Source organism: Streptomyces rhizoryzae (genome assembly GCF_023155275.1).
Lineage (GTDB): Bacteria > Actinomycetota > Actinomycetes > Streptomycetales > Streptomycetaceae > Streptomyces > Streptomyces rhizoryzae.
This window is the reverse complement of sequence record NZ_JALMUV010000013.1, coordinates 98,218-114,921: the sequence shown is the minus strand read 5'-3', so window position 1 is coordinate 114,921 and position 16,704 is coordinate 98,218. Positions and strand designations below refer to the sequence as shown.

General features: G+C 75.6%; 16 protein-coding genes. 9 read left to right on the top strand and 7 right to left on the bottom strand.

The annotated features are described in order from the left end of the window. Positions 1 to 27: 27 nt before the first annotated feature. Positions 28 to 2,673 (bottom strand): DEAD/DEAH box helicase, encoded by a 2,646-nt coding sequence (locus MUU72_RS13495; protein WP_248013443.1) that lies wholly within the window; start codon positions 2,671 to 2,673, stop codon positions 28 to 30. A 201-nt stretch (positions 2,674 to 2,874) separates the two neighbouring features. Between MUU72_RS13495 and MUU72_RS13490 the strand changes: the two genes are divergently transcribed. Continuing rightward, entirely contained in the window at positions 2,875 to 3,612 is a 738-nt protein-coding gene (locus MUU72_RS13490; protein WP_248013442.1) for a ferritin-like fold-containing protein, read from the top strand. A 52-nt stretch (positions 3,613 to 3,664) separates the two neighbouring features. Here MUU72_RS13490 and MUU72_RS13485 read toward each other — a convergent pair whose 3' ends face one another. From MUU72_RS13485 to MUU72_RS13470, 4 genes are all read right to left on the bottom strand, one after another. After that, positions 3,665 to 3,958, bottom strand: coding sequence for a hypothetical protein (locus tag MUU72_RS13485; RefSeq protein ID WP_248013441.1), 294 nt, complete (start codon positions 3,956 to 3,958; stop codon positions 3,665 to 3,667). A gap of 339 nt (positions 3,959 to 4,297) precedes the next feature. After that, entirely contained in the window at positions 4,298 to 4,525 is a 228-nt protein-coding gene (locus MUU72_RS13480) for a DUF3107 domain-containing protein (protein ID WP_248013440.1), read from the bottom strand. A gap of 117 nt (positions 4,526 to 4,642) precedes the next feature. After that, positions 4,643 to 5,284 carry a TetR/AcrR family transcriptional regulator gene (locus tag MUU72_RS13475; protein ID WP_248013439.1) on the bottom strand — a complete coding sequence of 214 codons (642 nt, stop codon included), beginning with the start codon at positions 5,282 to 5,284 and terminating at the stop codon, positions 4,643 to 4,645. A 148-nt stretch (positions 5,285 to 5,432) separates the two neighbouring features. After that, entirely contained in the window at positions 5,433 to 5,657 is a 225-nt protein-coding gene (locus MUU72_RS13470; protein WP_248013438.1) for an Rv3202a family protein, read from the bottom strand. Positions 5,658 to 5,805: 148 nt separating this feature from the next. Here MUU72_RS13470 and MUU72_RS13465 point away from each other — a divergent pair, with 148 nt between their 5' ends. Both MUU72_RS13465 and MUU72_RS35610 read left to right on the top strand, forming a co-directional pair. Continuing rightward, complete coding sequence (locus MUU72_RS13465) at positions 5,806 to 6,867, top strand: alpha/beta fold hydrolase (protein WP_248013437.1); 1,062 nt, start codon at positions 5,806 to 5,808, stop codon at positions 6,865 to 6,867. A 392-nt stretch (positions 6,868 to 7,259) separates the two neighbouring features. Next, entirely contained in the window at positions 7,260 to 8,588 is a 1,329-nt protein-coding gene (locus tag MUU72_RS35610) for a DUF3152 domain-containing protein (protein WP_443743061.1), read from the top strand. Here the strand turns inward: MUU72_RS35610 and MUU72_RS13455 are convergent. Together MUU72_RS13455 and MUU72_RS13450 are read right to left on the bottom strand one after the other, a co-directional pair. Further along, positions 8,582 to 8,947: a hypothetical protein gene (locus tag MUU72_RS13455; RefSeq protein ID WP_248013435.1), complete on the bottom strand. Its 366-nt coding sequence runs from the start codon at positions 8,945 to 8,947 to the stop codon at positions 8,582 to 8,584. The two genes, MUU72_RS35610 and MUU72_RS13455, sit on opposite strands and share 7 nt — an antisense overlap. Then, positions 8,944 to 9,297, bottom strand: a complete 354-nt coding sequence (locus MUU72_RS13450; protein ID WP_248013434.1) for a hypothetical protein — start codon at positions 9,295 to 9,297, stop codon at positions 8,944 to 8,946. The genes MUU72_RS13455 and MUU72_RS13450 overlap by 4 nt, the downstream gene beginning before the upstream one ends. Positions 9,298 to 9,488: 191 nt before the next feature. Between MUU72_RS13450 and MUU72_RS13445 the strand changes: the two genes are divergently transcribed. The 6 genes from MUU72_RS13445 to moeZ all read left to right on the top strand — a co-directional run bounded on the left by MUU72_RS13445 (position 9,489) and on the right by moeZ (position 16,602). After that, complete coding sequence (locus tag MUU72_RS13445) at positions 9,489 to 10,433, top strand: helix-turn-helix domain-containing protein (protein WP_248013486.1); 945 nt, start codon at positions 9,489 to 9,491, stop codon at positions 10,431 to 10,433. After that, on the top strand, positions 10,390 to 10,527 hold the full coding sequence (locus tag MUU72_RS13440) for a DUF397 domain-containing protein (RefSeq protein ID WP_248013433.1): 138 nt from the start codon (positions 10,390 to 10,392) through the stop codon (positions 10,525 to 10,527). Before MUU72_RS13445 ends, MUU72_RS13440 begins: the two co-directional genes overlap by 44 nt. A 199-nt stretch (positions 10,528 to 10,726) precedes the next feature. Then, positions 10,727 to 12,439, top strand: a complete 1,713-nt coding sequence (locus MUU72_RS13435; protein WP_248013432.1) for a DUF3492 domain-containing protein — start codon at positions 10,727 to 10,729, stop codon at positions 12,437 to 12,439. A 219-nt stretch (positions 12,440 to 12,658) separates the two neighbouring features. Further along, positions 12,659 to 13,882: a hypothetical protein gene (locus MUU72_RS13430; RefSeq protein WP_248013431.1), complete on the top strand. Its 1,224-nt coding sequence runs from the start codon at positions 12,659 to 12,661 to the stop codon at positions 13,880 to 13,882. Between the two features lie 243 nt (positions 13,883 to 14,125). Further along, positions 14,126 to 15,085, top strand: a complete 960-nt coding sequence (locus tag MUU72_RS13425; protein WP_248013430.1) for an NAD-dependent epimerase/dehydratase family protein — start codon at positions 14,126 to 14,128, stop codon at positions 15,083 to 15,085. A gap of 338 nt (positions 15,086 to 15,423) precedes the next feature. Next, a complete protein-coding gene (gene moeZ / locus MUU72_RS13420) occupies positions 15,424 to 16,602 on the top strand; it encodes an adenylyltransferase/sulfurtransferase MoeZ (protein WP_248013429.1) in 1,179 nt (392 codons plus the stop codon). The last annotated feature ends 102 nt before the right edge of the window (positions 16,603 to 16,704 follow it).

The following is a 16,704-nucleotide window of genomic DNA, read 5'->3' as shown; positions in this document are numbered from 1 at the left end:
GTGCGGTGCCGTCGGAGGCGGGCCGGATCAGCTCGCGGCCGGTGCCTCGGCCGGCTGCGCCTTCTTGGCCGCCGTGGTCCGCTTGCGGGTCCGCTTCGGCGGGGCCTCGGCACCCTCCGCGGTGTCGGCGGCAGCGGCCTCGGGGGCGTCCGCGGCGGCCTTGGCGGCGGCGGTCTTCCGCGTCCGCTTGGGCTTGGCCGGGGCTTCCTCGGCGGTGCCGCCGGGGGCGTCGGTGACCGGGGCGGTGGCGGTGGCCTTGGTGGCGGTCTTGGTGGCGGCGGTCTTGGCCGTGGCCGTCTTCCGCGTCCGCTTGGGCTTGGCCGGGGCCTCCTCGGCGGGGGCGTCGGGGGCGTCGGTGACCGGGGCGGTGGCGGTGGCCTTGGTGGCGGTCTTGGCGGCGGCGGTCTTGGCCGTGGCCGTCTTCCGCGTCCGCTTCGGCTTGGCCGGGGCCTCCTCGGCGGGGGCGTCGGTGCCGTCGACCGGGGCCAGGGGGGCCGCGTCCACGGGCGCCGCGGCGGCCGCCTTGCGGGTCCGGGTCCGCTTCGGCTTGGCCGGAGCCTCCGCCTCCGCCGGGGCGGGGGCCTCGGCCGGCGCCTCGGCCGCGTCCACCGCGGCCTCCGCCTTCCTGGCGGCGGCGGTGGTCCGCTTGCGGGTCCGCTTGGGCTTCTCCGGTGCGGCCTCCACGGCGCTCTCCGGCGCGGCCTCCGCGGCGACGGCCACCGGCTCGTCCGCGACGGCCTTGGCGGCCCCGCGGGTACGGCGGCGGCGCGGCGCGGCGGCCGCCTCGGCGTCCGTCCCGGCCTCCGGACCGGCGGCGGGGGCCGGCACCACGGCGGGCTCGGCGGTGGCGGCCGGTGCGGACACCGGCTCCACCGCGGTCTGCGAAGCGTCCGCCACCGCGGCCGGGACCTCGGCGGCAGCCGCCACCGCGCCCCGGGTACGGCGCCGGCGGCGGGGCGTCCGCACCGCCGCGGCGGCCTCGTCGCCGCCGGCCGTGCTCACCGCGGCGTCCGCGGCCTGCGGCGCGTCCGTCCCGGCCGGCTGCTCGACGGGGGCCCCGCTCCGGGTCCGGCGCCGCCGGCGCGGCGTACGGGTCCGCTGCGGCTCCTCGGCGGCCTCCTTGGCCTCCCGGCCCCCGGACCGCCGGCCGCCGCGCCCGCGGCCGCCGGTCTCGCCCAGGTCCTCGACCTCCTCGGCCGCCAGCCCGGCCCGGGTGCGCTCGGCGCGCGGCAGCACGCCCTTGGTGCCCTCGGGGATGTCCAGCTGCTCGTAGAGGTGCGGCGAGGTGGAGTAGGTCTCCTCCGGCTCGTCGAACGCCAGGTCCAGCGCCTTGTTGATCAGCTTCCAGCGCGGGATGTCGTCCCAGTCGACGAGGGTGACCGCGGTGCCCTTGGCGCCGGCCCGGCCGGTGCGGCCGATCCGGTGCAGGTAGGTCTTCTCGTCCTCGGGCGACTGGTAGTTGATGACGTGCGTCACGCCCTCGACGTCGATACCGCGGGCGGCGACGTCGGTGCACACCAGCACATCGACCTTGCCGTTGCGGAACGCGCGCAGCGCCTGCTCGCGGGCGCCCTGGCCGAGGTCGCCGTGGACCGCGCCGGCCGCGAAACCGCGCCGGGTCAGCTGGTCGGAGATGTCCGCCGCGGTCCGCTTGGTCCGGCAGAAGACCATCGCCAGCCCGCGGCCGCGCGCCTGGAGGATGCGGGCGACCATCTCCGGCTTGTCGAGGGAGTGCGCGCGGTAGACGCGCTGGGTGATGTTGGCGACCGTCGCGCCCTCGTCGTCCGGGGCGGTGGCCCGGATGTGGGTGGGCTGCGACATGTAGCGGCGGGCCAGCGAGATGACCTGGCCGGGCATGGTCGCCGAGAACAGCATGGTCTGCCGCTTGGCCGGCAGCAGCTGGAGGATCTTCTCGACGTCGGGCAGGAAGCCCAGGTCGAGCATCTCGTCGGCCTCGTCCAGGACCAGGGTGCGCACCCGGGAGAGGTCGAGCTTCTTCTGGCCCGCGAGGTCCAGCAGCCGGCCGGGCGTGCCGACGACCACGTCGACGCCCTTCTTCAGCGCCTCGACCTGCGGCTCGTAGGCCCGGCCGCCGTAGATCGCCAGCACCCGGACGTTGCGGACCTTGCCGGCGGTGAGCAGGTCGTTGGTGACCTGCTGGCACAGCTCGCGGGTGGGCACGACGACGAGGGCCTGCGGCGCCTCGGTCAGCTGCTCGGGCGCGGCCCGGCCGGCCTCGACGTCGGCGGGGACGGTGACCCGCTCCAGCAGCGGCAGGCCGAAGCCCAGCGTCTTGCCGGTGCCGGTCTTGGCCTGGCCGATGACGTCGTTGCCGGAGAGCGCGACGGGGAGCGTCAGCTCCTGGATGGGGAAGGGGGAAACGATGCCGACGGCTTCCAGCGCCTCGGCGGTCTCGGGGAAGATACCGAGATCACGGAACGTAGTGGACAGAGTCTTGCCTCTTCTGTGAGACGCGGCGAGAGGCGGCGACGGGGGTCGTACCGCACCGTCGTACGGGTTCGTACGGCGCCGGCCCGAGGGGCCGGTCGGTGCGGGACCACTGCCGTCGCTCAGGCACTCCTGCCGCGAGCGGGTCCCTCCTGCCGTGCGTACGTGGGCACGCGCCGCGCGGAGGGCGGTCGGTTGGAGCCGATCGGGCCACCGACCGGGCATCCGCTTTCGTGGAACGACCCACCGATACTCGGCGGGTCCTTTAGCACTGTACCCCGGATATCGCCGCTGAATCCGAAGGCGTGTATGGATGAGGAATTCGTCACGGGCGCCGGGCCTGTCCCGGCGATCACCCCCGCGGGTGGCTCCGCGGTGGCTGACCAGGGCCTTCCGGGGGCCCCGTGGCGGGCTATTGTGCCGGTCATGGAGACGCCTGACAACGCCGCGGCTGACGCGCGAGAACACACCGGAATCGCCGCCCAGGACTGGGACCGGGCATCCGCCGACCCGCACTACCGGGCCGCTGTGATCGATCTGCTCGGCGCCCTCGCGTACGGCGAGCTGTCCGCCTTCGAGCGGCTGGCGGAGGACGCCAAGCTCGCCCCGACGATGGACGACAAGGCCGAGCTGGCGAAGATGGCCTCGGCGGAATTCCACCATTTCGAGCGGCTGCGGGACCGGCTCGCCGAGATCCAGGCCGAGCCGAACGAGGCCATGGAGCCGTTCGCCGCCGCCCTGGACGAGTTCCACCGCCAGACCGCGCCGTCGGACTGGCTGGAGGGCCTGGTCAAGGCGTACGTCGGCGACTCGATCGCCAGCGACTTCTACCGCGAGGTCGCGGCCCGGCTGGACTCCGACACCCGCGACCTGGTGCTCGCGGTGCTGGACGACACCGGCCACGCCACCTTCGCGGTGGAGAAGGTGCGGGCCGCCATCGAGGCCGAGCCGCGGGTCGGCGGGCGGCTGGCGCTGTGGGCCCGCCGGCTGATGGGTGAGGCGCTCTCGCAGGCGCAGCGGGTGGTCGCGGACCGCGACGCGCTCTCCACGATGCTGGTCGGCGGGGTCGCCGACGGCTTCGACCTGGCCGAGGTCGGCCGGATGTTCTCCCGGATCACCGAGGCGCACACCAAGCGGATGGCGGCGCTGGGCCTGGCGGCCTGAGCCGGATCCGCACCGGCGGGCCGGGCGCCGCCGCGACGCGCGGACCGGGCGGTCAGCAGGCCGTCCGGTGGCGCTTGAGCGGGGCGGCCGGCCGGCGGACCGGGCTGCGCGGCGGCCGGACCAGCACCGACAGCAGCGCCGAGCCCACCGCGAGCGCGGCGACCAGCACCTGGACGGGGTGGCCGGGGCCGAGGATCGAGCGGGTCAGCAGCGCGCCGAGCAGCGCCGCGGCCGGGCCGGTCGCCAGCGTCAGGGCGGGGGACGGGAACCGCTCCGGAAGCCAGCGCCGGGCGGACAGGGCGATGGCGAATCCGACGATCACGGCGCCGAGCGCTTCCCAGATCATGCTGTTCCCTCCCGCGTGACGAGGCCGATCGGACGAACAAATCGGTCGTAGGCGGTCGTACCCAGGGGTCACCGGCAGCAACCCTCCGGTCGTCGACCCGCTTGTCCGCTCAGCGTGCGCCTTCATCCGGCCATCGGGCAAGGAATTTCCGCCGGAGTGTCCGGTCTGTGGACAGCGGCGGAACCGCAGCGGAAGGCAAGGGGGAGGACAGGGAAACGGCAGCGGGGTGGGGCGGTCCCGGCGCCGGACAGCACGGAGCGGCGGCCCGGAGATTCCGTTCTCCGGGCCGCCGCCCTTCCGTTCGCGTGTCCCGGCGCCTGCGCGCCGGGCGGTCGCCGCTCAGAGCGTGCCGAAACCGACCTTGCGGGTCGTCGGCTCGCCGATCTCCACGTAGGCCACCCGGTCCGCGGCGACCAGGACCTTGCGACCGTGGTCGTCCACCAGCTTCAGCAGCTCGGACTTGCCGGTCAGCGCCTCGTCCACGGCACGCTCGACCTCTTCGGCAGACTGCCCGCTCTCCAGCACGATCTCGCGGGGCGAGTGCTGCACGCCGATCTTGACCTCCACGGCTTATGTCCCTCCGACGGTCGGTGATGTGCGCGGCCGGCCGCGCGGTACGCAGCACACATTAGCCCGGTACGGGGACGGAGACGGCGTCCGCGGCCACGCCCGCAGCGAACACGGTCAGTGGTTGTCGGTGCCGTGCAGCGGGAAGCCGGCGATGCCCTTCCAGGCGAGCGAGGTCAGCAGCTGCACGGCGGTGTCCCGCGGCACCTTGCTCTCCGAGGACAGCCAGTAGCGCGCCACCACCTGGGACACCCCGCCCAGGCCCACGGCCAGCAGCATCGACTCGTCCCGCGACAGCCCGGTGTCCTCGGCGATCACCGCGCTTATCGCCTCGGCACACTCCAGCGACACCTTGTCGACCCGCTCGCGGACCGCCGGCTCGTTGGTCAGGTCCGACTCGAAGACCAGCCGGAAGGCGCCGCCCGGGTCCTCCACGTAGGCGAAGTAGGCGTCCATGGTGGCCGCCACCCGCTGCTTGTTGTCGCTGGTCGACTCCAGGGCCGCGCGCACCGACTGGAGCAGCGCCTCGCAGTGCTGGTCGAGCAGGGCCAGATACAGCTCCAGCTTCCCGGGGAAGTGCTGGTAGAGGACCGGCTTGCTGACGCCCGCCCGCTCGGCGATGTCGTCCATCGCGGCCGCGTGGTAGCCCTGTGCGACGAAGACTTCCTGGGCCGCGCCCAGGAGCTGGTTGCGCCGGGCTCGGCGTGGCAGGCGTGTGCCCCGCGGGCGCGCCGCCTCGGTCTGCTCGATGGCGCTCACGCTGCCTCCCAGAAATCGTTCCGTTCGCGGTCCGTACAAGGTGGTGCACCGCGCCCGTCATCGTACTTTTGGGTAACGGGCCTGTGGGCGGTCCGCAGCGAGAAATTCTCCCCGGCCCCGTTCCCGGAAGCCGACATAACCTCCCAGGTCATCGGTATTCGTCTTCGTTGAGCTCGACGACGCGGGCCTGTTCGGCGCGGTCCGCCTCGTTGGCGGAGTAGTCGCCGCCGGTCACGGCCTCGTCGCGGTGCGGTGCGAGATCGGCGTGCTGCTCGGCGGCGTCGGCCTCCGGCGCCTCCACGTCGATCTGGGTGAGGGCCGGCCCGCCGGCCGGTTCCTCGAAGGTGTCCGGGTCTGTCGGGTCGACGCGCATGGTGGCTCCCTTTCCGGTGCGTACGGGGCCTGGCCCGTCGGGGCGACCGCCCCAGCTACGAGCCTAGGAGAGCGGTTGCGGGCGCGCGATGCGGTGTGTGACCGCGAACACACAATCGGGGGCGTGATCGTCTCGTAACATCGTCAGCATGTCTTCGAGCGAGTCGCCGGACGCCGCGACAGCCGCCGCCCTGCCGGTGCCGCCAGGCGGTCCCGGGGCCCCGGATCCCGCCGGTGAGGCGGTCCGGCGGGTGGCGCTGCCGGGACTGACGCTGACCCTCCGCGCCCCCGGGCCGGACGGCGCCCCGGCGGGCACCGGCGGACGGGACCGCGAGCCGGCGCTGTGCCTGCACGGCCTGGGCGGCTCCTCGCGCAACTGGTCGGCCCTGATGCCGCTGCTCGCCGACCGGCTGGACCCGGAGGCGCTCGACCTCCCCGGCTTCGGCGAGTCGCCGCCGCCCGCCGACCGCAACTACTCCGTCTCCGCACAGGCCCGCGCGGTCATCCGGCACCTCGACGCGGCCGCCCGCGGCCCGGTCCACCTCCTCGGCAACTCCATGGGCGGCGCGGTCGCCACCCGGATCGCCGCGGCCCGCCCCGACCTGGTCCGCACCCTCACCCTGGTCTCGCCCGCGCTGCCCGAACTCCGGCCGCAGCGCACCGCGGTGCCCACCGCGCTGCTCGCCGTCCCCGGTGTGGCCCGGCTGTTCAGCCGGCTCACCCGCGACCGGACGCCCGAGCAGCGCACCCGCGAGGTGCTGGCGCTCTGCTACGGCGACCCGGCCCGGGTCACCCCCGAGGGCTTCGCCACGGCCGTCGAGGAGTACGCCCGCCGGCTCGAACTCCCGTATTTCTGGGAGGTGATGGAGCGTTCGGCGCGCGCCGTGGTGGGCTCCTACACGCTCAGCGGCCAGCACAACCTCTGGCGCCAGGCCGAACGGGTCCTGGCTCCCACGCTTCTCGTCTACGGTGGACGCGACCGCCTGGTCTCCATCCGGATGGCGCGGCGGGCGGCCGCGGCGTTCCGCGGCGCGCGGATGCTGACCCTTCCGGAGGCGGGGCACGTGGCGATGATGGAGTACCCAGAGGCGGTGGCGCGGGCCGTGCGGGAGCTGGCGGACGCCGCCGCGGCGCCGGAGCGCGGCGCGGCCCCCGCCGCCCGCACCCCCTCCCGGCCCGGTGCCACCTCGCCCGCGGCGGACAGGAGCTGACGGGGCCCGTGGGACGACACAGCCGCCGGAGCGGGCCGCAGAGCCCCTCCGGGGACACCGCGGGGACCGCGGGCAGAACGCCGTACGCGCCGGAGAGCGAGGGGTGTGCGCCGTACCCGCCGGAGGATGCGGGCGGTGCGCCGTACGCGCCGGGGAGCGCGGGGAGTACGCCGTATGCGCCGGGGACCGGACGCCGCCGGCGGGCCGGCGGGGCGCCGGCGGCCGGCGGGCCGGTGCGCGGCGGCCATCCCGAGCAGCACGAGCCGGGCGGCGGCTGGGGCGCGGTACCGGACGCGGCGTACGGGGCCGGACCGGCCGTCGGTGGACCCGTCAGCGGTGGACCGGCCGGTGGCGGGCCCAGGATCCCGCGGCCGCGGGCCGGTGAGCGCGGAGTGCCGGGGCCGGGCCCGGCCGGGGTCCCGGCGTCCGGAACGCCCGCGTCCGGGGCCCCTGCGTCCGGGACTCCGGCATACGGGACCCCTGCATACGGGACCCCCGCGTTCGGTACGCCCCCCTTCGGCGGGCCGGTGGTGAGCGCGCCCGGCAGTGGGCCGGGGCCGCGGCCGGAGTACCTGGCGGCGTTCGCCGCGGAGGGTGCGCGCGCCGTGGGCGGTAGGGACCGCCGCGAGGGCGCGGACGGCCGGAACGGCGAGGCCGCCGGTCCGGGCCGGGCGCCCGGCGGGCACGCCGGCACCGCCCCCGGTCCCCGTTCCGCTTCCCCTGCGCCTTCAGGTTCCGCTTCCGCTTCCGCTTCCGGTTTTGCCGCGGGCGGGGCGGCTGCCGGGCCCGGCGTGCCCGCCGCAACCGGCGTGCCCGCCCCAACTCGGGGCGCGCGCCGTGATGGTGACGGCGGTGGCGCGGACGCCGGGCCGACGGCCGGGGAGCCGGCCGGTGCTGCGGCGCGCACGCCCCGCAAGGGCGGCAAGGCGCGGATGCTCACCGGCGCGGCGGCCGCGGCGGTGACCACCGCGCTCGCCGTCGTGATCGCCGGACAGGTCGCCGACCAGCAGCGGGACGGCAGCGCCCCGCAGGCCCGCGGCGGTGACGACCGCGCCGACGGCGGCGCGGAGGCCGCGACCCGTTCGCAGACCCGGTCCGGTCAGGACGCCAAACCCGCCGACTACGTCACGCAGATGGCCCAGGTCTTCCCGCTCGACCCGCAGCTGACCGCCAGTGGACGCTTCCGGCCGGTCGGCGGGGACGCCGCCGCGCCCGGCCACGGCACGGTGAAGCGCTACCGCGTGGACGTCGAGGAGGGACTGCCGCTGGACGGCGAGCTGTTCGCCGAGGCCGTGCACAAGACCCTCAACGACGACCGCAGTTGGGCGCACGGCGGGCGGTACGCCTTCCAGCGGGTGGCGTCGGGGGACGCGGACTTCGTGATCTCGCTGGCCAGCCCCGGCACCACCGCCAAGTGGTGCGCCAAGTCCGGCCTGGACACCACCCAGGACAACGTCTCCTGCGACTCGGCGGCCACCGAACGCGTGATGATCAACGCCTACCGGTGGGCGCAGGGTGCCCAGACCTACGGTCCCGACAAGATGCTGGCCTACCGCCAGATGCTGATCAACCACGAGGTCGGGCACCGGCTCGGGCACAACCACGCCATCTGCTCCCGGCAGGGCGCGCCGGCCCCGGTGATGATGCAGCAGACCAAGTTCCTCACCACGGACGGGGTGACCTGCCGGCCCAACTCCTGGCCGTACCCGACCGGTCAGTGAGCCCGGACGGCACCACCGCCCGCCGCGTCGTCCCTGCCGTGGCCCTCGTCCTCGTCGTGCGCCGGTACGGGCAGCCGTGCCCCGCGGCTCTCCGCGACCCGGCGCACGGTGATGAGGGAGGCGGTCAGGTCCTCGGCGAGCAGGTGGATCTCACCGGGTGTCCAGCACCGCGCGCGCAGGATCTTCTGCGCCTCCGCGATGAGGGCGTCGGCGGACCCGAGCTGCTCGGCCTCCATCCGGTCCGCGAGGCGGGAGACGTAACCGGTCCCGTCGCCGGGGAGCAGGTAGCACGGTTTCCCGTCCGGGCCCGACCAGGGCAGCAGCCGGGGTGCGGCCCCGTTCGCCGGGCTCGTCCTCACGCCGCCACCTCCACTCCGTGGATCCGGCGCGGACCGACGTCGACGCCGTGCACGGCCAGCCACAGGGCGCGCCGCCGCCCGCGCTGCGCCCGCCGCACCCGGCGTTCGTCCGCCGTCAGGACGTAGGGGCGGACGAAGGCGGGGTCCTCGTCCCGCAACAGCACCGGCGGACGGGCGGGCGTACGGGCCGGTGGGCCGGACGGCGGGTGGGCGACGGACAGCTTCATCGTGGGGGAGCCCTCGTAACGCGGCGGCGCCGGGCAGGACTTGGGGGCCCAGCGGTGGCGCCCGGTGGGCGGGAACAGGAGCCGCAGCAGCGGCAGCAGGAGTAAGGCGAGACGGCAGGCCATGGCGGCGCTCCTTGCAGGGGTTGAGGGGCCAGCGTTCGGGAGCGGGCGCGATAGACCACCCGTTCGAGGGACTCGCCACCGACCCGCGCCGCTGATTACGTTCGGTAGGCACAGCGTTGCCCAGCGAACCGGCCGGGCACAACGCTCAGCGCGTGACACTTGCGATCTGTCACAAAGGGGTCGGCATGAGCATGAAGCGCCGTAACGGCACGGAGGGGGCGGCGGCCAGTTCGGCCGCGGTGTTCGGGGAGGTCCTGAAGCACTACCGCGAACTGGCGGGCTACACCCAGGAGTACCTGGCGAGCTTGATCCCGTGCGACCGTTCCCAGGTCGCCCGGATCGAGGCGGGTACGCGGGTGCCGCAGCACACGTTCGCGAAGAAATGCGACGAAGTGCTGGGCACGGGCGGGGTGTTGGGCAAGTTGTGGGGCAGGATCGACTGGTACCCGGAGGTGCAGCATCCGGACTGGTTCGAGCGCCGGGCGGAGATGGACGCGGAGGTCGTGGCCCTGCGGGAGTTCCAGACGGGGGTAATGCCAGGGCTGTTGCAGACGGAGGACTACGCTCATGCGCTGTTCTCCAGCATCTTGAGCGGCGAGGAAGTGGATGAACGCGTCAGGGCTCGGCTGAGCCGACAGCAGCGCTTCTTCTCGCCGGATGGCCCGTCGTACATGGTTGTGCTGGCCGAAAGTTGCCTGCACAACGCCATCGGCAGCCCGGCGGTGATGTACGGCCAATGTGCACATCTGCTGGCTGCGGGTCAACGTCCCAACATTCGTGTGCAGGTGGCCTTGGCGGCCGATCCGCGGCCTGCTGTCCCGGAGACGTCGATGTCGCTGATCAAGCTGCCCGACGGGAAGGAGTGGGTCTACTCGGAGTCGTTGGACAGGGGGCACTTCAGCGATGATCCGGCCGTCTTCGGGCGACACAGCCAGACCTATGATGTGCTGCGGGCGGATGTCCTGTCAGCCCGCGATTCCGCCGCTCTGATCAGAGAAGTGATGGGAAGGTACGGGCAGCATGGACAGCCACGAACTCACCGCTGCTGCATGGATCAAGAGCAGCTACAGCGGAGCCAACGGCGGCAACTGCGTGGAAATCGCCCCCGGTATCCCCGCCTCCGTCCCCGTGCGTGACTCGAAGGACCCCGAGGGGGCGGTGCTGGTCTTTCCCGCCGGCCGCTGGGCGGCGTTCGTCGAGGCGGTGAAGGGCGGGGCGTTGGCCGTCTGACGGAACGCCCCCATAGCGCGTCGAAACGTCCCCAGGGGTGGAAAGTTACGCGTGTTCACCCCTTCCGGTGGCGCGATGGACAACCGTCCATCGCCCCCCCCCCCCCCCCCCCGCCACCGGTGCCTTTGCGTAGCTTCTTCCGCAGGTGGCGGGGGTCTCCCGCGCCGGGACGCCGATATGGGAGGACGGGGGTGCCGTCGTGCGCGTGGGACTGCTCACCGAGGGTGGTTATCCCTATGCGTCCGGTGAGGCGCACAGGTGGTGCGAGCGGCTGGTGCACGGCCTCGCGGGGCATGAGTTCGCGTGCTACGCGCTCAGTGCGCAGCCCGCGGAAGAGGGCCGCGGACTCGCGGAACTCCCGGGCAACGCACGGGTGCTGGGGCGGGGACGGCTGTGGGGGCCGGCGCCGGGGGCGGACGGGAGGTCCGCCGGGCGGCGGGCCCGGCGGCGGTTCGCGGAGCACTTCGGGGACCTGGTGGCGGTCTGCGCGGCCGGGCAGGGCGTAACCGACCGGGCGGACCGTTTCGCCAGGGGGCTCGGCGGGCTCGCCGACCTCGCGCGGGACGGCGTCCCGCTGTCCGCGCTGCTCCGGTCCGAGGAGGCGCTGCGGCTGCTGGAGGCCGGGTGCCACGGGGCCGGGGCGGCCTCCGCCGTCCAGGGGGCCCGGGTCACCGATCTGGTGACGGCCGCCGACGGGCTGGAGGCCCAGCTGCGGCCGCTCGCCCTGGACTGGTACGGCCCGGGCGGGCTCGCCGCGGTGGACCTCTGCCACGCCACCTCGGCCGGGGCCGCCGCCCTCCCGGGACTGCTGGCCAAACGCTTCTTCGGGACGCCGCTGCTGGTCACCGAGTACGGCGTACGGCTGCGCGAGCACTACCTCGCGCCGTCCGGTGCGTCCCGGAACGGCCCGGTGCACGCCCTGCTCACCGCCTTCCGGCGTGCGCTCGCCGCCGAGACGTACGCCCGGGCGGACCTGATCACCTCCGGCGGGCTGCGGGCGCGGCGCTGGCAGGAGCGCTGCGGCGCCGACCCGGCCCGGCTGCGCACGGTCCCGCCGGGCCTGGACGCGGGCCCGTTCGCGGCGGTCCCGGACGCCGCGCCGGACGACTCCGCGACCCTGGTGTGGACCGGCGCCCTCGCCCCCGACAAGGACCTCATCGGGCTGCTGCACGCCTTCGCCGAGGTGCGCCGGGACCACCCGGCCGCCACCCTGCGGATCGTCGCGGGCCCGGACGCCGGCCCGGAGGCCGCCGCGTACCGCGCGCAGTGCCGGGCGCTGGCCGCCCAGCTCTTCCCCGACGAGGCCGCCGACGACCGCAGCGCCGGCGAGAACCCGGTCAGCTTCGAGGAACTCGGCGGCCCCGCCGCCCCCACCCCCGCCGACGCCTGCGCCGCCGCCACGGTGCTGGTGCTCTCCAGCGGGACCGAGGGGTTCCCGCGCGCCCTGGTGGAGGCGATGTTCTGCGGCCGGGCCACGGTCTCCACCGACACCGGCGCGGTCCGCGAGGTGATCGGCGGCACCGGCCTGGTCGTCCCGCCGCGCAATCCTCGGGCGCTGGCCGACGCCTGCCGGGCGCTGCTCGCCGACCCCGGGCGGCGCGCCCGGCTCGGCGCCGCGGCCCGCGCCCGGGCGCTGGAACTCTTCACCGACGAGCGGAACGCCGCGGCCTTCCGCGGGATCTACCTGGAGCTGATCGCGCGGGCCCCGGCGGCACCGGCGGGCACCGGGACCGCGGGCGGGGTCCCGCGGCCGTTCGCCCGGCCCGCCGAGTCCCGGGTGCCCGCCGGGCCCGCGGCCGGGGCCGTCCGGACCCCGAGCTGGGCGGACGGGGACGGGGGCTGCGGACGGCCCCGGCGGGCGCGGTACGGGGCGGCCGGCGAGGCGGCCGCCGGGCAGGCGGGGCGAGGGTGAGGTGGGCGAGATGACGGCAGAGGTGCTGACCGGGGCGCTGGACGTGCTCTGCGCGCTGGGCGTGGTGGGCGCGGCCCTGGTGACGGGGATGGCCGACGTGGCACGCGGCGGGAGCCCGGGCGGGACGGGCCGCGTCCGGTCCGCCGGGCCCCCGCCGGCCGGCCGCGGCGTCCGGTCCGCCGGGGGCTGTCCCGGGGGCCGCGGGAGAGGGGAGGGGGCATGAGCGCCGCCGAGAGCGGGACCGCGGCCCCGGCCGCCCGGACCGCACCGCGGCACGGCCCGGCCGACCCGGTCAAGGTGCTGATCCACCGGCACCGTGCCGTGTGCGAACGGGCCGTCGATCCCCTGGAGATCGCCGCCGTCCTGGAGGCGGACGGGGTCACCGACCGCGCCGCCGCCCGCTTCCGGCACCGCGACGTCTTCTCGCTCGCCGAGGAGCTGTACGCCCGGGTGCCGCGCACCGACGCCGCCGCCCGGCCGCCGGACGGCCCGGCGGAGCCACCGGAACGACCGGACGCCACCCCCGGGCCCGCCGGCACCGCCGCGCCCGCCGCCGGCCCCCGTACCGCCCGTGCGGTGGTGCAGCTGCTGCCCGGTGCGGTCGGCCTGGCCGCGCTCGCCGCGCACGCCGCCGTACGGTCGCCAAGTACCGCGGAGCGGGCGGGGGTTGACGCCGCCGGGTTGCTGCTGACCGTTCTGGCGGTGCGGCTCGCGCTGCGGCACGGGCCGCTGCGGCCCCGGCGCGGGCGCCGGTCCCGTACGGGCGCGCTGTGGGCCCTCTGGACGGTGGGCTACGCGCTCGGCGGCGACTGGCTGCTGGACCAGCTGCTCTCCGGCGGGCCGGACGTGCCGGGCCCGCTCCCCGCGGTCGCGGTCGCGGACGCCGTCGCGCTGCTGGGCGCGGTGGCGCCGGCGGCGGCATGCGCGGGATGGTTCGCGGCCGGGGCCCGGCGCCGGCTGGCCGCCAGTCGCGGGCTGGCCGAACTCGCCCGCCGGGTACGCCCGCTGCTGGCCGCGGTCACCCTGCTCTTCCTGGGCGCGGCGGTGGCGCTGCCGGCCGCCGCCCGGCTGCTGCCCGCCGGTACCGGCAGCGGCGGCCGGTGGTCCCTGGCCGCGGTGGCCGCACTGGGCGTCCTGCTCTTCCTCGCCCGGCTGCTCACCGTTCACGGCTTCCCCGGGGCCGCCGCGGCCGGGACGGGAGCGGCGGCCGCGCTGGAGGCGGCGGCCCTGGCCCTCGTCCTGGCCGCCCGGCTGCCCGGGCTGGAACCGCTGGGCGAACCGGTCGCGGCGCTGGTCACCGCCGCCGGACCGGCCGCGGTCCCGGCCGTGGCCTGCACCGCCGCCGCGCTCGGCCTGTTCGGCCACGCGCTGCGGGTGCTGACCGGCGCCTGCGCGCACCCGTCCGCCCCCGGTGCCGGGGCGGTGCGGGCGGACCGGTCATGACCCGCCCCACCCGGCCCTGCGGGCCCGAGTGCTCCGCTTCCCCCCTCGCGGGGCGGCGCCCCGCCGCCGCCCCGCAGGCGCCGGTCCCCGCGCCGCGGACCCACCCCCACCCGGCCCGCCCCCACGGGCGGCCGAAGCCGCGGCCGGAGCCGGCGGACGCCACCCGCTTTTCCCGATCCGCACGAGGAGTCGACACATGAACGTCCACCCGACCACACCGCACGCGCGCAGGGGGGCCGCACGATGAGGGTGCTGCTCATCGGTGCCAACGGGTACCTCGGCCGCTATGTCGCCGACCGCCTGCTCGCCGACCCCGCCGTCCAGCTCACCGCCCTCGGCCGGGGCGACGACGCCGACGTCCGCTTCGACCTCGCCACCGGGAGCCCCGGGGCGCTGACCCGGTTCCTGGACGCGGTGCACCCCGGCGTGGTCGTCAACTGCGCGGGCACCACCCGCGGCGGCGCCCGGGAGCTGACCCGGCACAACACCGTCGCGGTCGCCACCATCTGCGAGTCGCTGCGCCGCAGCGGCTGCGGCGCCCGCCTGGTCCACCTGGGCTGCGCCTCGGAGTACGGCCCCTCGCAGCCCGGTTCGTCCACCGCCGAGGACGCGGTGCCGCGGCCCGGCGGCCCCTACGGGGTCAGCAAGCTGGCCGCCACCGAACTGGTGCTGGGCTCCGGGCTCGACGCGGTGGTGCTGCGGGTCTTCTCGCCGGTCGGGCCCGGCACCCCGGCCGGGTCGCCGCTGGGCCGGCTGGCCGAGGCGATGCGCCGGGCGATGCAGTCCGGGGACAGCGAGCTGAAGCTGGGCGGGCTCGGCGTCCAGCGGGACTTCGTCGACGTGCGGGACGTGGCGCGGGCGGTGCACGCGGCGTCGCTGTCCGCCGCGCAGGGCGTGGTGAACATCGGGACCGGGCGGGCGGTGCGGCTGCGGGAGGCGGCCGCGGTGCTCGCCCGGGTGGCCGGCTTCGGCGGCTCGCTGCACGAACTGGACTCCCCGCCCGCCCGGTTGGTGATCCCGGCACCGGCCCCCGAGGGGCACCCGGCGTCCGCGCCGCCCACCGCGTACCCGTACCCGGACGGCTGCGGCACCTGGCAGCAGGCCGATGTGCGGACCGCCCGGGACCGGCTCGGCTGGCGGCCGCGGATCGTCCTGGAGGAGTCGCTGGCCGACATCTGGATGGAGGCCGCCTGCCGCATCTGACCGGGGCCCGGCCGCGGCCCCGCCGCCCGGCCCGCCGCCCGCTGTGTGTGAGATGGGTGTCCGCATGGTGGGACGCCGGGTGCGGGTCCGCCGGGTAGGGGTGGGCGGGTGCGGACGGCGCCGGGCCGCCGTACCCGGGGGGGCGCCGGGCCTGCCGGGGCGGCCGCGGGTGCCGGGCGGCCGCTGCCCGGCTGCTGGGACGAATCCGTCTCGCACACCGGACCGGGTGTCTCGGAATGAAGAAGGGCGTGGCAGTGTTACGGGGAAGAACCGTCTCCGCCGTTCCCGGCTCCGGCCGGGGCGGGGGAACCCCATCGAGACCGACCAACGGAGTCCCCGTGTCGCTGCCACCCCTGGTCGAGCCCGCTCCGGAGCTCACCGTCGACGAGGTCCGCAGGTACTCCCGCCACCTGATCATCCCCGACGTGGGGATGGACGGGCAGAAGCGGCTGAAGAACGCCAAGGTGCTGTGTGTCGGCGCCGGCGGCCTGGGTTCGCCCGCGCTGATGTACCTCGCGGCGGCCGGCGTCGGCACGCTCGGCATCGTGGAGTTCGACGAGGTCGACGAGTCCAACCTCCAGCGCCAGATCATCCACAGTCAGGCGGACATCGGCCGCTCCAAGGCCGCCTCCGCCAAGGACACGGTGCTCGGCATCAACCCGTACGTCACGGTCAACCTCCACGAGGAGCGCCTGGACTCCAGCAATGTGCTGGAGCTCTTCGCGCAGTACGACCTGATCGTCGACGGCACGGACAACTTCGCCACCCGCTACCTGGTCAACGACGCCTGCGTGCTGCTGAACAAGCCGTACGTCTGGGGCTCCATCTACCGCTTCGACGGCCAGGCGTCGGTGTTCTGGAGCGAGCACGGCCCCTGCTACCGCTGCCTGTACCCGGAGCCCCCGCCGCCGGGCATGGTGCCGTCCTGCGCCGAGGGCGGCGTCCTCGGTGTGCTGTGCGCCTCCATCGGCTCGATCCAGGTCAACGAGGCCATCAAGCTGCTCGCCGGCATCGGTGAGCCGCTGGTCGGCCGCCTGATGATCTACGACGCGCTGGAGATGACGTACCGCCAGGTCAAGGTCCGCAAGGACCCCAACTGCGCGGTCTGCGGCGAGAACCCGACGGTCACCGAGCTGATCGACTACGAGGCGTTCTGCGGGGTGGTCTCCGAGGAGGCCCAGCAGGCGGCGGCCGGTTCCACGATCACTCCGCAGCAGCTCAAGGAGTGGATCGACAGCGACGAGAAGATCGACATCATCGATGTCCGGGAGCCCAACGAGTTCGAGATCGTCTCGATCCCCGGCGCCCGCCTGATCCCGAAGAACGAGTTCCTGATGGGCACCGCCCTCCAGGACCTCCCGCAGGACAGGAAGATCGTCCTGCACTGCAAGACCGGCGTCCGCTCCGCCGAGGTCCTCGCGGTCCTGAAGTCCGCGGGCTTCGCCGACGCGGTGCACGTCGGCGGCGGCGTCATCGGCTGGGTCAACACCATCGAGCCGGAGAAGCCGGTCTACTAGGCCGGGCACGGCGGCCGTTCCGCTCGGCCGACTGTGCGGAAGGCGCCGGTCCGTCTGCGACGGACCGGCGCCTTCCGCATGGTGCGCCCCGGGGGGCCGGTG

Bases quoted from the DNA above. Each gene is read 5' to 3' on its own strand.
- MUU72_RS13425 (WP_248013430.1), top strand. From the start codon at position 14,126: ATGAGGGTGCTGCTCATCGGTGCCAACGGGTACCTCGGCCGCTATGTC.
- MUU72_RS13445 (WP_248013486.1), top strand. From the start codon at position 9,489: ATGAAGCGCCGTAACGGCACGGAGGGGGCGGCGGCCAGTTCGGCCGCG.
- MUU72_RS13490 (WP_248013442.1), top strand. From the start codon at position 2,875: ATGGAGACGCCTGACAACGCCGCGGCTGACGCGCGAGAACACACCGGA.
- MUU72_RS13430 (WP_248013431.1), top strand. From the start codon at position 12,659: ATGAGCGCCGCCGAGAGCGGGACCGCGGCCCCGGCCGCCCGGACCGCA.
- MUU72_RS13485 (WP_248013441.1), bottom strand. From the start codon at position 3,958: ATGATCTGGGAAGCGCTCGGCGCCGTGATCGTCGGATTCGCCATCGCC.
- MUU72_RS13465 (WP_248013437.1), top strand. From the start codon at position 5,806: ATGTCTTCGAGCGAGTCGCCGGACGCCGCGACAGCCGCCGCCCTGCCG.
- MUU72_RS13450 (WP_248013434.1), bottom strand. From the start codon at position 9,297: ATGGCCTGCCGTCTCGCCTTACTCCTGCTGCCGCTGCTGCGGCTCCTG.
- MUU72_RS13495 (WP_248013443.1), bottom strand. From the start codon at position 2,673: ATGCCCGGTCGGTGGCCCGATCGGCTCCAACCGACCGCCCTCCGCGCG.
- MUU72_RS13470 (WP_248013438.1), bottom strand. From the start codon at position 5,657: ATGCGCGTCGACCCGACAGACCCGGACACCTTCGAGGAACCGGCCGGC.